The organism is Microbacterium sp. UMB0228 (assembly GCF_002871415.1).
In the GTDB taxonomy this organism is placed as follows: domain Bacteria; phylum Actinomycetota; class Actinomycetes; order Actinomycetales; family Microbacteriaceae; genus Microbacterium.
In genome coordinates, this window is the sequence record NZ_PNFU01000001.1 from 150,173 (window position 1) to 164,688 (window position 14,516).

A 14,516-nucleotide genomic window follows, 5' to 3' on the forward strand; every position below is an offset into this window, starting at 1 on the left:
GCGGGTGGCGCGGGGATGCGCTCCGGATTCAGCGCTGCGGGACGGTGTACTTGAAGCCGCGGTGCGAGCCCACGTAGCCGAGGCGCTCATAGAACCGGTGCGCGTCGGTGCGGGCGGCGTCGGAGGTGAGCTGCACCATGGCCGCACCGAGGGCGGGCGCCGCGGTGTCGCCGACCCAGCGCATGACCGCGGAGCCGATGCCCGAGGACCGGAGGTCGCTGCGCACCCGGACCGCCTCGACGAGCAGCCGCCGAGCGCCGCGGCGCGCCATTCCGGGGATCGAGGTGAGCTGGAGGGTGCCGACCACGGCGCCGTCGAGCTCGACCACGAGGAGGTCGTTGGAAGGGTCGGCCAGGATCTCGCGGAGGCCGCGTTCATACGCCGGCCGGTCCTCATCGGACGCCACGTCGCCGCGGGCGGCGCTGATCGGGTCGTCGGCGAGCAGCGCGATGACGGCGTCGGCGTCGGCCTCGGTCGCACGCCGGAGCACGGCGTCCCCGCTCCTCGACGCGAACGGATGCGGAAGCGGGAGAGCGGCGAGCATGAGCCCAGTCTGCCAGCGGAGGATGCGGGACGGCGCCCGCGGGTCTGGAATCATGGCGGAGTGGATATCGGCAGCCTCCTCGGACTCGAGCAGCTCACCTGGGGGATGCTGATCCTCATCATCGTGGCGGCGTTCAGTGCCGGGTGGATCGACGCGGTCGTCGGCGGCGGAGGGCTGCTGCAGCTCCCGGCGCTGCTCCTCATCCCCGGTATCGCCCCGGTCCAGGCGCTCGCGACGAACAAGCTCGCCTCCGTGTTCGGGACCGCGACCAGCAGCATCACCTACTACCGCCGGGCCAAGCCCGATCTCCGCACAGCTCTGCCGATGGCGGTGATCGCGTTGATCGGCTCGTTCGGGGGCGCGGCGGTCGCCACGGTGCTGCCCCCGGCCGCCTTCAAGCCCATCATCGTGATCGCGCTGCTGGCGGTGGCCCTGTTCACGGCGCTCCGGCCGCAGCTCGGGGCGGCGACGCAGCTGCGCTTCCACGGGCACAAGCACCACATCATGGCCGGGCTGGCCGGGCTCGGCATCGGGTTCTACGATGGGATGATCGGTCCGGGCACGGGCACCTTCCTCGTGATCACCCTCGTCGCGCTGCTGGGCTACGACTTCCTGCAGGCGAGCGCGAAGGCCAAGATCGTCAATCTCGCGACGAACGCGGGGGCGCTGCTCCTCTTCATCCCGCACGGCTCGGTGCTGTGGCTGCTCGGGGGCATCCTCGCGGTCGCGAACGTCGGAGGCAGCTACCTGGGTTCGCGGATGGCCATCTCCCGCGGCACGACGTTCATCCGCGTGGTGTTCCTCGTCGTCGTGGTGGCTCTCATCGCGAAGCTCGGCGTCGACGTGTGGAACGAGAACCTCGCCCCCCTCTTCGCCTGATTCTCATTCTTTCTTCGCCGAGACCCCGGGTACGCGACGAGACCCCGGGCTGCCGGCGGCAGTGTCCCGGGGTCTCGGCGGAAAGACGGGGTCTCGGCGGGTCAGGCCTCGTCTTCAGGAGTGAAGTCCACACCGGCCTCGGCGCGCTGCTCGGGGGTGATCGGCGCGGGAGCGGAGGTGAGGGGATCGAAACCGTTCCCGGACTTCGGGAAGGCGATGACGTCGCGGATGGACTCGGTCTTCGTCAGGTGCTGGAGCACGCGGTCCATGCCGAGTGCGATGCCGCCGTGCGGCGGAGCGCCGAACTTGAACGCGTCGAGGAGGAAGCCGAACTGCTCCTGCGCCACCTCGTCGCTGATGCCCATGACCTCGAAGACCCGCTTCTGGATGTCCTCGCGGTGGATGCGGATGGACCCGCCGCCGAGCTCCGAGCCGTTGCACACGATGTCGTACGCGTAGGCGAGGGCCGATCCAGGGTCGGTGTCGAACGTGTCCTCGAACTCGGGCTTCGGGCCCGTGAACGCGTGGTGCACGGCCGTCCAGGCACCCGCGCCGACCGCGACGTCTCCGGAGGCGACCGCGTCGGCGGCCGGCTCGAACATGGGGGCGTCGACGACCCAGGTGAAGGCGAACTCGTCCGGGTTCAGGTACCCGAGGCGACGGCCGATCTCGACCCGCGCGGCGCCGAGCAGCGCCCGGCTCTCCTTGGTGGCACCGGCGGCGAAGAACACGCAGTCGCCCGGCTCGGCGCCCACGAACTCCGCCAGGCCCGCCTGCTCGGCCTCGGACAGGTTCTTCGCGGCGGGCCCGCCCAGGGTGCCGTCCTCGTTGAACAGCACGTAGGCGAGACCACGGGCGCCGCGCTGCTTGGCCCAGTCCTGCCAGGCGTCGAGCTGCTTGCGTGGCTGGCTCGCACCGCCGGGCATGCGCACCGCACCGACGTACTCGGCCTGGAACACGCGGAACGGGGTGTCCTTGAAGTACTCGGTCGCCTCGACGAGCTCGAGTCCGAAGCGGAGGTCGGGCTTGTCGGAGCCGTACTTCGCCATGGCGTCGGCGTACGTCATCCGCGGCAGCGGGGTCTGCACCTCGACGCCGATCGTCTTCCACATCGCCACGATGAGCGACTCCATGAGGGCGATCACGTCCTCCTGGTCGACGAAGCTCATCTCGATGTCGAGCTGCGTGAACTCGGGCTGACGGTCGGCGCGGAAGTCCTCGTCGCGGTAGCAGCGGGCGATCTGGAAGTACTTCTCCACACCGCCGACCATGAGCAGCTGCTTGAAGAGCTGCGGCGACTGGGGCAGGGCGTACCAGCTGCCCGGGTGCAGACGGGCCGGGACGACGAAGTCGCGGGCGCCCTCCGGCGTGGAACGGGTGAGGGTCGGGGTCTCGACCTCGGTGAAGTCCTCGGCGTGCAGCACGTCGCGGATCGCCTTGTAGACGTCGGACCGCAGGCGCAGCCCGGAGGCGGCGGCCGGGCGGCGGAGGTCGAGGTAGCGATACTTCAGGCGCGCCTCCTCCCCGACGGTCTCCGTGTCGGCCAGAGCGGTCGAGACCTGGAACGGCAGCGGCGCCGACTCGTTCAGCACCTCGACGTCGGCCGCGATGACCTCGATCTCGCCGGAGGGGAGGTTCGGGTTCGCGTTGCCCTCGGGGCGCCGCGACACCTCGCCGGTGACCTTGAGGACGAACTCGTTGCGCAGCGGGTGGGCGATCTCCTCGTCGCGGATGACGACCTGGGCGATGCCCGACGCGTCCCGCAGATCGATGAAAGCGACGCCTCCGTGGTCACGACGACGATCGACCCACCCGGTGAGGGTGACGGTCTGACCGATGTTCTCGGCGCGCAGGGAGCCTGCGGAGTGGGTGCGCAGCACGGAGGATTCCTCCTGATCCGGGGAAAGATGAACCCGCCCAGTCTACGCGGGCGTCCCGGCCCTTCCCGGCCGGGTCGCCAGCGCGGAGCAGCGGCACCTCAGTAGGATCGCCACGACGAAAGGCGGACCCCCATGCACCTCTCCATCTCGGACGGCAACGGCCTTCCCGACCTGTTCGGCGCGATCTTCTCCGGCACGACCGGACTCATCGCCCTCATCTTCTACATCCTCGTCGTGGTCGGACTGTGGAAGGTCTTCACGAAGGCGGGGTACCCCGGCATCCTCGCGATCATCCCGATCGTGAACGTCGTGTTCCTCGTGAAGATCGCCGGGATGTCGGGCTGGTTCGCCCTGCTCTACCTCGTGCCGATCGCGAACTTCATCCTCGGGGTCATCGTCGCCTTCAAGCTCGGCGCGCGCTTCGGCAAGGGCGGGGTGTTCTCCTTCTTCCTGCTGTTCCTGTTCCCCTACATCGGCTATCTGATCCTCGGGTTCGGCGACTCCCGCTACCGCGAGGTCTGACGTGGCGGCATCACTTCTGCACCTCGTTCGCCACGGCGAGGTGCACAACCCGTCCCGTGTGCTCTACGGACGGCTGCCCGACTATCACCTCAGCACCGCGGGGGAGGAGATGGCCCAGGCGGCGGCGGAGCACGTGGCGGGGCTCGGCGATCCGGTGGCCGCGCTGTTCGCGTCGCCGCTGGAGCGTGCGCAGGAGTCGGCCGCCCCGTTCGCGGAGGTGTTCGACCTCGAACCCGAGACGGACATCCGTCTGATCGAGCCGACGAACGTGTTCGAGGGCACCCGGATGCGGCGGTCGCTCATGAACCCGATGAACTGGTGGCACCTGCGTCAGCCGTCGCTCCCGAGCTGGGGGGAGCCGTACGCCTCGATCGCGGAGCGCATGCTCGGGGTGATGGACGAGGCATGGACGGCCGCGGCCGAGATCCCGACCGCGGGGGACATCGTGATGGTGTCGCATCAGGCGCCGATCTGGATCACGCACCTCCGCGTCGCCGGCCTGCCGCTGCAGCACGACCCGCGGACCCGCCGCTGCGCCCTGTCGAGTGTGACCTCGTTCGCGCGCGTCGGCGACGTCTGGCGCGAGGTCTCGTACGCCGAGCCCGCCGCGACCGGCGGTGCTGTCGACGTCGGGGCCGTCTGACCCCCGTTCGAATCGCCTGAATGGCCCCATCCGGCCCGGAAATGGGACCAATCGGGCGATTCGAAGTCAGACTCCCCCGGGGTACCCGGCCGATGCATAGGAAGCTCTGCGTAAACTCGGAGACGTGTCCCGCGCTTCCAGGATTCACCCGATCCGCAACGGCCGCCCCTCCCGTCTTCGGCCCCTCGGCCGCCTGGGCGGAGCCGCGCTCGCTGCGGTGCTCGCCGTCGGTCTGAGCGCCTGCGCCCCCGATGCCGTGAGCGAGTCGTTCCTGAACGGCGAGAACACCGGCTACGTCGCCGCCGACGGCGCGATCGTCGAGATCCCGGTCGCCGAGCGCGGGGAGCCGGTCGAGTTCGCCGGGGTCACGGAGCACGGCGAGGACTTCGACAGCGCCGACATCGCCGGGAAGGTCGCGGTCGTCAACTTCTGGTACGCCGGCTGCGCTCCGTGCCGCGTCGAGGCCCCCGACCTGGAGGCCGTCTGGCAGGAGCACAGCGACGGGGACGTGCAGTTCATCGGCATCAACACGCGCGATCAGGCCGACACGGCTGTCGCGTTCGCCGACGAGTTCGGGATCACGTACCCGAGCCTCATCGACGTCGACACCGCCCAGGCCAAGCTCGCCTTCGCCAAGGTCGTGCCGATCTCGGCCACCCCCACCACGCTCGTGCTCGACAAGCAGGGCCGCGTCGCCGCGAAGATCATCGGGCCGATCGACGGCACCTCCGTGCTCTCCACGCTCGTCAAGGACGCGCTGGCGGAGGACTCCTGATGTCCGCGAGGTCGTCGTGAACCCCGACGCGATCATCGGATCCGGAGCCCTCTGGATCGCGGTCCCGGTGGCGATGCTCGCCGGACTCGTCTCGTTCCTCTCGCCGTGCGTGCTCCCACTCGTTCCGGGCTACCTCGGCTTCCTCGGGGGAGCCGTCACGCCGCGGAACACCTCGACGACCGGCGACGGCGCCACCCAGACCGCGACGCGCAGCCGCCTGGTCCTCGGCGTGCTGCTGTTCATCCTCGGCTTCACCGTGGTCTTCATCCTCTACACGGTGCTCGGCGGCACCGCCGGCGTGTTCCTGCTCCAGTGGGGCGACCTCATCACCCGCATCCTCGGCGTCGTCATCATCGCGATGGGCCTGGTCTTCCTCGGGCTCTTCGGGTTCGCGCAGAAGGAGCTCCGCTTCCACGTCGACTCGAAGGCCGGGATGGTCGGGGCCCCGCTCCTCGGCGTCGCGCTCGGCATCGGCTGGGCGCCCTGCATGGGCCCCACGCTGGCCGCCATCCTCGCGCTCTCCTTCAACGCGGGCGACCCCGTGCGCGCGGGCTTCCTCGGCCTCGCGTACTCCCTGGGCCTCGGCATCCCGTTCCTGCTCGTCGCCCTCGGCTTCGGCTGGGCGACCAAGGCGATCGGGTTCCTGCGCCGCCACATCCGGGTCGTGAACATCCTCGGCGGCGTGCTGCTGATCCTCCTCGGTGTCCTGATGGTCACCGGCCTGTGGACCGACATCATGTCGCGACTGACGGCGGTGATCGGCAGTGTCATCCTCCCGCTCTGACCGCTCCGAGACGACCATGACGAAGAACAAGGGTGCCGTGACCACCGACTCCAGCGATCCGCTCCGCCCGTCCGACCACGTCGACGGCGACGACACGATCACCCAGCCGCGGCTCGGGTTCGTCGGCTGGCTCCGTTGGGGGTGGCGTCAGCTCACCTCGATGCGCACGGCGCTCGTCCTGTTGCTCGTGCTGGCGATCGCGGCCATCCCCGGATCGATCTTCCCGCAGCGGATGGCCGACCCGAACGGCGTGACGCAGTGGGAGCGCGACAACCCCGACCTGTTCCCGGTCCTCGACGCGCTCAAGCTCTTCGACGTGTACCTGTCGCCCTGGTTCTCGGCGATCTACCTGCTGCTGTTCACCTCGCTCGTCGGCTGCGTCATCCCCCGCATCAAGCACCACGCCAAGGCGCTGCAGGCCCGCCCGCCGCGCACGCCCGCGCGGCTGCGACGCCTGGAGGACTACCGCGCCGTCACCCGCGACACCGTCGCCGACTCCGGCACGCGCACGGGGGACGCCGCTGCGGAGGCCGCCGCCTCGATCGACGTCGCCACGAAGCAGCTCAAGGCTCTCGGCTACCGCGTGGAGCGCTACGACCGCGGCCGCACGTACTCGGTGTCCGCCGAGCGCGGCTACTGGCGGGAGACGGGCAACCTGCTCTTCCACCTCGCCCTCGTCGGCGTGCTCGTGACGATCGGCGTCGGCGGCGGCTTCGCGTACACGGGCCAGCGCGTGCTCGTCGAGGGGGAGACCTTCGCCAACACGCTGCTCGACTACGACTCCATGAACCGCGGGCGCTTCGTGGCCGACGACTCCTTCGCGCCGTACTCGATGCGGCTGGACTCCTTCGACGTCACGTATCAGCCGTTCGGCGAGCCCGGCTCCGGCCAGGCCGGGAACTTCTCTGCGAACATGACCATCCAGGAGAACGGCGAGGAGCGCGAGGGCGCCGTCAAGGTCAACGAGCCGCTGGGCGTGGCCGACGACGACGTGTTCCTGCTCGGCAACGGGTACGCCCCGACGGTCACCGTGCGCGACCCCGAGGGCAACGTGGTGTTCCACAACAGCACGCCGTTCCTCCCGCAGGACAACAACATGACCTCGCTCGGCGTGCTCAAGGTGCCGGACGGCCTGGCCGAGCAGGTGGGCCTCGTCGGCTTCTTCTACCCGACCACCGGCGTGCTCGACACGGGCGCCTTCTTCTCCGCCTACCCCGACCTCACCAACCCGACGCTCACGCTCGACGTGTACACGGGCGACCTCGGGATCAACGACGGCGTGCCGCGCTCGGTCTACGTGCTCGACACCTCCGACATGACCAAGCTCACCGGACGCAGCACCGACGTGGAGTCGATCGAGCTGTCCCCGGGTGAGACCGCGCAGCTGCCGAACGGCCTGGGCTCGGTCACCTTCGACGACGAGTCGCCCGAGGGCGCCACCGACGCCTCGGAGTCCGTCAAGCGCTTCGCCTCCCTGCAGATCCACCGCGACGAGTCCGGGGTGTTCGTGCTCGGGTTCGCACTGCTGGCGCTCGGCGGCCTCATGCTCGCCCTGTTCGTGCCGCGTCGGCGCGTGTGGGTGAAGGCCACCGCGGCGGACGGCGCGGTCGACCTCGAGTACGCGGCCCTGGCCCGAGGGGAAGACCCCACGCTCGCCCGCGCCGTCGACGACCTCCGTGCCGGCCACGCCCGGCTGCTCGACGCCGCGGGCGGCACGACCGCCCGTACCCCTGAAGACGCCGACGAGGATGCCGCGGACGCCGCCGCGGACCCTGCGGCCCCGGCACCCGGAAAGTAGACTGACACCATGCTCGAGCTCACCGTGATCTCGCCCGTCCTGCTGTGGACGGCGATCGCGATCTACGCGGCGGCCTTCGTGGCCTACGCCTTCGATCTCGCGCGCCGCTCGCAGGCGACGGCCGACGCCCACACCGTCCGCGAGGGCGAGCTCGTGGCCGCCGGTCGTTCCGGTGGCGTCTCCGCTCCGCTCGATGCGACCGGAGCACCGACGGCGGCGCCGCAGCGGTTCGTCATGGCGCGAATCGGCACCTCGCTCACGGTGCTCGGCTTCGTGTTCCACCTCGCGGCGACCCTCACCCGCGGTATCGCCGCGGGACGGGTGCCCTGGGCGAACCTGTACGAGTTCGCGATGGTGGGGACGCTCCTCATCATCGCCGTCTACCTCGTGGTGCTGACCCGCCTCGACCTGCGCTTCCTCGGCACCTTCATCACGGGCCTCGTAGTGGTCCTCCTGGGCCTCGGCGCGACGAACTTCTACGTCGAGGTCTCCCCGCTGATGGACCCGCTGAAGAGCGTCTGGCTCATCATCCACGTGTTCGTCGCCTCGCTCGCGACCGCGTTCTTCGCCCTCGCCTTCGCGCTCTCGGTGATCCAGCTCATGCAGGCGCGACGCGAGCGGCTGCTCGGCGAGGGCGCGGCGAAGACCGGCCCCGGATTCCTGCGCACCTTCCCGCCGGCGGAGCGCCTGGAGAGCCTGGCGTACCTGTTCACGATCATCGGCTTCATCCTCTGGACCTTCACGCTCATCGCCGGGTCCATCTGGGCGTACTACGCGTGGAGCCGCTTCTGGGGCTTCGACGTGAAGGAGACCTGGACCTTCGTGATCTGGGTGCTCTACGCCGGGTACATCCACGCCAGGGCGACGCGCGGCTGGCGCGGCAACCCCTCGGCCTGGCTCTCGATCGTCGGCTTCACCGCCGTGATCTTCAACTTCACCATCGTCAACGTCTTCTTCAAGGGCCTGCACGCCTACTCCGGCCTGAGCTGAGCCCGCCGAGCACAGCTTCGGAGATCGCGAGGGACACGCCGACGGGCGCGGCTCGGTCACGGCGTGTTGTCCGCCATCTCCGAAGTCGTGCCCGCCGGAGCAGGGCTCAGCCGCCGAGGGGGATGACCTCGGCGTGCTCGACACCGCCCTCGTACCAGACGAACTCGACCTCGGTGACGACCTCCGTCGGGGCGGGTGTGAGCGGACGAGCCTCGGTGGCGGCGAGCTGCTGCCATGTCTCGGGATTCAGCGTCTTGCCGTAGAGCACCGAAAGGTGGAAGGTCCAGTCCTCGACGGAGAGCTCGTCGAGGCGGCGGAAGTCCGTCGGCCGGAGCACCTCCGTCAGCGAGGCGTAGGCCTGCACGAGCGCGGGCGTGCGGGCGAGGCGCAGGATCACGATCTGCCACGGCGCGGGGAAGACGTCCACGGCGTCGGCGGTGAGCTCGAGAGGACCCTGTTCCGCGGCCCAGGCCCGGATCACGGCCCGCAGCTCCTCCCGACGCTCCGGCTCGAAGAAGCCCCGAAGCGTCACGTGCTCCGTGTGCGGATGCCGGAGCGGCGTGTCCAGACGACCGAGCGCGGCCTCCTGGATGGCCCGGTATGCTGCGGCGACGGCCCCGGTCGGCCGGAGGACGAGATACTGCTGCCCGTCGAGGCTCGCGAGCTGGTCCGGAGTGTCCATGAACGGTCGGCGCATGGCACGAGGGTACGGGGTACCGTCGTCGCGTCCGGGCACTCTTTCGGAGATCGCCACACGACACGCCGCCGGAGCGGGGTGCCCGGCGGCGTGTCGTGCGTGATCTCCGCAGCTGTGCCCGGGGTCAGGCGGTGACGACGGCGCGGGCCGTGGTCGTGCGGCGGACCGCGACGACCACCGTCGTGGCGACGAGCGACAGCACGCCCCAGACGACGAGGGCGGCGACGGCGGCCCCGCTCGCCTCCACGAGACCCGCGAAGGCCGGTGCGGTCGGGAGGGCGGCCCCGATGCTCGCGAGCCAGTCGGGCACGGTCGAGATGAGTCCCGTCGCGACGGCGATGACACCGATCAGTGCGGCGATCCAGCGTCCGATGCCACCGAACACCGCGACGAGGGCCTGGTTCACGGCCGCGAACACCATCCCGGCGAGGACGGCGGTCCCCGCGAACGCCCACCACTCCGCCACGTCGTAGTCGGCCACGATCTGCACGATGAGCGAGACGAGCAGGCCCTGTGCCGCGCCGATCGCCGCGGCCGGCCAGAACGCGCGGAGGGTGAGGGAGGCGGAGGAGCGTCGCGAGGTGAGCGTGCGCGCCGTGTGGGCACGGAGCACGAGGAACGACGCGAGACCGCCGAACCACAGCACCACCGCGGTGAGCAGCGGGATCGCGGTGGGGCCGAAGAGCGAGCCCATCGAGGAGTCGGTCGCCACCGGGTCGGCGATCACCGACGCCAGCGATGTCGACTCCTCGTCGGTGAAGGAGGGAAGGGAGTCCGCCGCGGTGCGCAGTCCGCCCGCGAGGTCGCCGGTGCCGGTCGCGAGGGTGTCGAGGCCGGTGGCGAGCTCCGTGCTGCCGTCGGCGAGCTGGGTCGCGCCGTCGGCGAGCTGCGCCGCGCCGGACGACAGCGCCCGCGCTCCCGCGGCCGACTGATCCACACCCTCGGTCGCGAGACGGTTGAGCCCGCCGGCGAGCTCGGTCGCCCCGGCACCCGCCTCGCCGAGCTGGGTGGCCAGCGTGGAGAAGGATCCGGGAAGTGCGGCGATTCCGCCCGCGACCTGGGGGCTGTTGAGGATGCCGGAGGCGGTCCCCGCAGACTTCGCCGCTGCTTCGGCCTTCGAGGCGAGGTCGGAGAGCTGCCTGCACTCCGACGAGTACTGATCGGCGGTGCACGCGGTGGTCGCCATCTTGCCGAGCGTCTGCGCGACCGCGGCCGAGTCCGTTGCGGCCGATCCCGCCGACGCGGCTGCCGACTGGATCCCGCCCGTGAGCTGCTGCACGCCCGCGACCCGGCCCTGGAGCTCGGTCGCCCCGGAGCTGAGTCCCGCCCCGATGGTGCCGGCCCCGGTCGCCGCCTGCCGCGTCTGCCCCGCGATCGTGTCGAGGCCGGACGCGAGGGTCGAGGCCCCGGTGCCCAGCTCTCCGGCACCCGCGGCGAGCTGCGTCGCACCCTCCGGGAGGGCCGCGGCGCCGGTCGCCGCGTCACGCGCCCCCTTTGCCAGCTCCAGGGCCCCGTCCGCCGCATCGCCGATCTGATCGCCGATGGTGGTGAAGCCGACGAGGATGTTCTCGGTCGTGGCCTCGGACAGCGTGGTGCCGAGCGTCGAGGCCGCCACATCGGCGATCTGCCCGGTGATGAGGTCGTCGGCCACGAGGCCGTCGTCGGGCGTCGTCACCTGGATCGTCGCCTGCTCCGCGTCCCCGCCGCCGTCCGCGACCGCCTGACCCGCGGAGGTCGCCGCGGCCGAGAAGTCCTCGGGGATCGTGATGACGGCCTGGTAGGTGCCGTCGGCGAGCCCGTCGGCGGCGTCCTCCTCGTTGGAGATGACCCACGTGAGGTTCGAGTCGAGATCGTCCGAGCCCTCGACGAGCCCGGAGGCGAGCTGCCGCCCGAGGGGAGCGGTCTGGCCGTCGATCTCGACGGGTTCGTCGAGGTTCACGATCGCCGCGGTCATGGAGTCGAGACGCTCGGTCGGGTTGTAGAGCGCCGCCATGAGGATGCCGCCGATCGCCGCCGGCAGCAGCAGCACGCCGAGGACGGTGAGCCAGGTGATGGGCTTGCGTGAGCGGGCACGCTCGAGGGGGAGGGTCATGCGGGCACCTCGGTCGTTTCTGCGGCGCTCGGGCGGGGCGCGCGCGTGTCGAGTACGTCGGCGGACGGCCATCCGGCGTCCGCGAGGAGGGAACGGGCCGCGTCGGCGTCGACGGCGGTGGCGAAGACGGCGAGCTCTCGGCGCGCCTTCGCGTCGCGCAGCATCGCGGCGACCTGGTCGCGCTCGCCGCCGCGGAGCCGGTCCGCGCCGTCGATCACCACGAGCTCGGAACGACCGCGGAGGGCTTCGCGGAGGTCGGCGAGCACCGGGGCGTCGTCTTCCGCGAGCACGCAGCCCACGTGGGAACGGACCCAGGCCGCACGACCGGGGAGCAGGTGTCCGGCGACGCGGAGGCGTCCGTCGGTCGGGGGGATGCGGGCGCCGACGGTGAGAGCGAGGGCCCGCAGCGTCCCGGCGTCCGCGCCGCTCGCGACCAGGGCTGCGCCGGGAGCGAGCCGCAGCGACAGTCGCTCCGTCGCCGCGGCGCCCGCGCCGAGCTCCAGGTCATCGGCCGCGACGAGCGAGCCGTCGCCCGGCCACGCCTCGAGGTGCCGTTCGCGTTCCACCGCCTCGCCTTCGATGTCCACCCGGGGGAGGATCCGCTCGAGCCAGGACGGGATCTCCCAGGCGCGCTCGCCGAGGATCGCCATGAGCGCCGGGATCAGCGTCATGCGCACGAGGAAGGCGTCGAAAGCGATGCCGGCGGCGAGTCCGAGGGCGATGGGCTTGAGGGAGGAATCGCCCTCCGGCACGAAGGCGACGAACACCGCGAACATGATGAGGCCGGCGGCCGTGACGACCTTCGCCGAACCGGTGAACCCGCTCCGTACGGCGCGCAGAGCTGCGGCCCGCCGGGTGGCGCGGTTCACCGATCCCGCACCCGGGCGGAGGTCGGGATCGTGCACGAAGTCCTCGCGCATCCGCGACACGAGGAACACCTGGTAGTCCATCGCCAGGCCGAAGAGCACGCCCATGAGGATGATCGGCATGAAGCTGATGATCGGGCCGACCTTTGCAACGTGCAGGAGGTCGGCGAACCAGCCCCACTCGAAGACCGCCCCGACAACGCCGAAGGCGGCGACGATCGACAGCAGGTAGCCTGCCGCGGCGGTGATCGGCACCCAGAGGGAGCGGAACACGATGGTGAGGAGGATCAGCGAGAGGCCGATCACGAAGATCCCGAACGGCAGCAGAGCCGCCCCGAGCTGATCCGAGATGTCGATGCCGACGGCGGTGAAGCCGGTGACCTTGAGGTCGATGCCGAACTCGTCCAGCCACTCGTCGTGGTGGCTGCGGAGCTCGCGCACGAGGTCGGCCGTCGCGGGGTCGTCGGGAGCCGTCTCCGGGATGATCTGGACGATGCCGGTGTCGGCGGTCTCGTTCGGCGTCGCGAGGGCGACCTCCTTCACGCCGGGAACCTTGGCCACCGCGTCTCCGAGGTCTTCCATGAGACCGAGCGGGTCGGTGGAGGTGACGATGGTGCCGGTGAGGATGAGGGGGCCGTTGAAGCCGGGGCCGAACTGCTCGCCGACGAGGTCGTAGTTCTGTCGCGCCTCGGAGTCCTTCGGCAGGACGCCGGCGTTCGGCAGGGCGAGGTCGAGGCTGAGAGCGGGGACGGCGACGATGCCGAGGCCGAGGACGACCGCGAGGGAGACGAGGACGGGGTGCTTCGTCACGCCCTCCACCCACCGACGGCTGCCGCGGGGCTTCGTGACGGCGTCCTTCGCGGCCGCCTTCTTCGGGGCCTTCGCGCGCTTCGGCCGTCCGGCCACGCGGCCCTTGAGGAATCCGAGCAGCGCAGGGGTCAGGGTCACCGCGATCGCCACGGCGACCGCGACGGCCACCGACGCCGCGACGCCCATGGTGGTGAGGAACGGGATGCCCGCGAAGCCCAGGCCGATCAGTGCGATGAGCACGGTGACGCCGGCGAAGACGACCGCCGATCCGGCGGTGCCGACCGCGCGGGCGGCCGACTCCTCGGGCTCCACGCCGTCCCGGACCTGGTCCTGGTGGCGCGCGACGATGAAGAGCGCATAGTCGATCCCGACCGCGAGCCCGAGCATCAGGGCGAGCAGCGGCGTGGTGGAGGAGACGGTCGCGAAGGCGGTCGCCGTGAAGATCCCGGCCATGGAGATGCCGACGCCGAGGATGGCGGTGAGCAGGGGGAGCCCGGCGACGACGAACGAGCGGAACGTGACGATGAGCACGAGGAGCGCGATGAGCAGGCCCACGGCCTCGGTGAGCGTGACGCCGGGGATCGAGATCGCGAAGAGGTCGCCGCCGAGAGAGGCCTGCGCACCGTCGGGGAGGTCGGCCGCGAGCTCGTCGACGGTGGAGCGCAGGGCGTCCTTCGTCTCCTCGGAGACGTCGGTGGACTCGCCGTCGAACTGCAGGCGCACGATGGCCGCCGTGTCGTCGTCGTTGATCATGCCGTTGACCATCTCGTCGTACGGCGAGGTGGCGGCGAGGACCTCGTCGAGGTCGCCGAGCTCCGACACGGCATCCTCGATGGGCTCGCGGTACGCGTCATCGGTGATCTCGTCGCCGTCCGCGGCTACGACGATGAACTGGGCGTTCGTGCCGCTCACCTGGGGGAAGGAGCGGGAGAGCTGCTCGAGGCCGGCCTGGGACTCGGTCCCGGGAATGGAGAACGTGTTGTCGGTGCCGGCGCCGAGGACCACGGCTCCGGCTCCGGCGATGCCGAGGGCGAGGAGCCAGGAGACGAGGACGCGCCACGGGTGGCGGAAGGACCAGCGTCCGAGGGACGAGAGGAGTGTGGACACGCGAATCTCCGTGAGGTGCCGGGTGGATACACAGGTGTATCCGATACATAGATGTATCGTAAGGTCATCCGCTATCCGGAGTCTGTGCACCGGGTGTGAATCATCGAGAGGGAAGGCCAGGAGGTTCCG

Annotated in this window: 12 protein-coding genes; 7 read left to right on the forward strand and 5 right to left on the reverse strand. The window is 70.7% G+C overall.

Annotated features, from left to right (window positions below; translation table 11 throughout):
- Nucleotides 1–28: 28 nt before the first annotated feature.
- Nucleotides 29–544, reverse strand: a complete 516-nt coding sequence (locus CJ226_RS00820) for a GNAT family N-acetyltransferase (RefSeq protein WP_062636062.1) — start codon at nt 542–544, stop codon at nt 29–31.
- Nucleotides 545–649: 105 nt separating this feature from the next.
- Here CJ226_RS00820 and CJ226_RS00825 point away from each other — a divergent pair, with 105 nt between their 5' ends.
- The gene (locus CJ226_RS00825) at nt 650–1,423 is read left to right on the forward strand and encodes a TSUP family transporter (protein ID WP_060921721.1); all 774 of its coding nucleotides are present in this window, start codon (nt 650–652) and stop codon (nt 1,421–1,423) included.
- 101 nt (nt 1,424–1,524) lie between these two features.
- Here CJ226_RS00825 and aspS read toward each other — a convergent pair whose 3' ends face one another.
- Nucleotides 1,525–3,303, reverse strand: a complete 1,779-nt coding sequence (gene aspS / locus CJ226_RS00830; RefSeq protein ID WP_102208049.1) for an aspartate--tRNA ligase — start codon at nt 3,301–3,303, stop codon at nt 1,525–1,527.
- Between the two features lie 132 nt (nt 3,304–3,435).
- On the opposite strand from aspS, the gene CJ226_RS00835 reads away from it, so the two are divergent.
- The 6 genes from CJ226_RS00835 to ccsB all read left to right on the forward strand — a co-directional run bounded on the left by CJ226_RS00835 (nt 3,436) and on the right by ccsB (nt 8,815).
- Entirely contained in the window at nt 3,436–3,825 is a 390-nt protein-coding gene (locus CJ226_RS00835) for a DUF5684 domain-containing protein (RefSeq protein WP_025104449.1), read from the forward strand.
- 1 nt (nt 3,826) lies between these two features.
- Nucleotides 3,827–4,468 (forward strand): histidine phosphatase family protein, encoded by a 642-nt coding sequence (locus tag CJ226_RS00840; RefSeq protein ID WP_102208050.1) that lies wholly within the window; start codon nt 3,827–3,829, stop codon nt 4,466–4,468.
- A 124-nt stretch (nt 4,469–4,592) separates the two neighbouring features.
- Nucleotides 4,593–5,243: a TlpA disulfide reductase family protein gene (locus CJ226_RS00845; protein WP_102208051.1), complete on the forward strand. Its 651-nt coding sequence runs from the start codon at nt 4,593–4,595 to the stop codon at nt 5,241–5,243.
- A gap of 16 nt (nt 5,244–5,259) precedes the next feature.
- Nucleotides 5,260–6,027, forward strand: coding sequence for a cytochrome c biogenesis CcdA family protein (locus CJ226_RS00850; RefSeq protein ID WP_025104444.1), 768 nt, complete (start codon nt 5,260–5,262; stop codon nt 6,025–6,027).
- A 16-nt stretch (nt 6,028–6,043) separates the two neighbouring features.
- Nucleotides 6,044–7,825: a cytochrome c biogenesis protein ResB gene (locus CJ226_RS00855; protein ID WP_102208052.1), complete on the forward strand. Its 1,782-nt coding sequence runs from the start codon at nt 6,044–6,046 to the stop codon at nt 7,823–7,825.
- Between the two features lie 9 nt (nt 7,826–7,834).
- The gene (ccsB, locus tag CJ226_RS00860; RefSeq protein ID WP_062635707.1) at nt 7,835–8,815 is read left to right on the forward strand and encodes a c-type cytochrome biogenesis protein CcsB; all 981 of its coding nucleotides are present in this window, start codon (nt 7,835–7,837) and stop codon (nt 8,813–8,815) included.
- A gap of 106 nt (nt 8,816–8,921) precedes the next feature.
- Here the strand turns inward: ccsB and CJ226_RS00865 are convergent, their stop codons facing one another.
- The 3 genes from CJ226_RS00865 to CJ226_RS00875 form a co-directional block, all read right to left on the reverse strand.
- On the reverse strand, nt 8,922–9,512 hold the full coding sequence (locus CJ226_RS00865) for a 2'-5' RNA ligase family protein (RefSeq protein WP_257996425.1): 591 nt from the start codon (nt 9,510–9,512) through the stop codon (nt 8,922–8,924).
- Between the two features lie 124 nt (nt 9,513–9,636).
- Complete coding sequence (locus CJ226_RS00870) at nt 9,637–11,604, reverse strand: YhgE/Pip domain-containing protein (protein ID WP_062635709.1); 1,968 nt, start codon at nt 11,602–11,604, stop codon at nt 9,637–9,639.
- A complete protein-coding gene (locus CJ226_RS00875) occupies nt 11,601–14,387 on the reverse strand; it encodes an efflux RND transporter permease subunit (RefSeq protein ID WP_102208053.1) in 2,787 nt (928 codons plus the stop codon). Before CJ226_RS00875 ends, CJ226_RS00870 begins: the two co-directional genes overlap by 4 nt.
- Nucleotides 14,388–14,516: the final 129 nt, after the last annotated feature.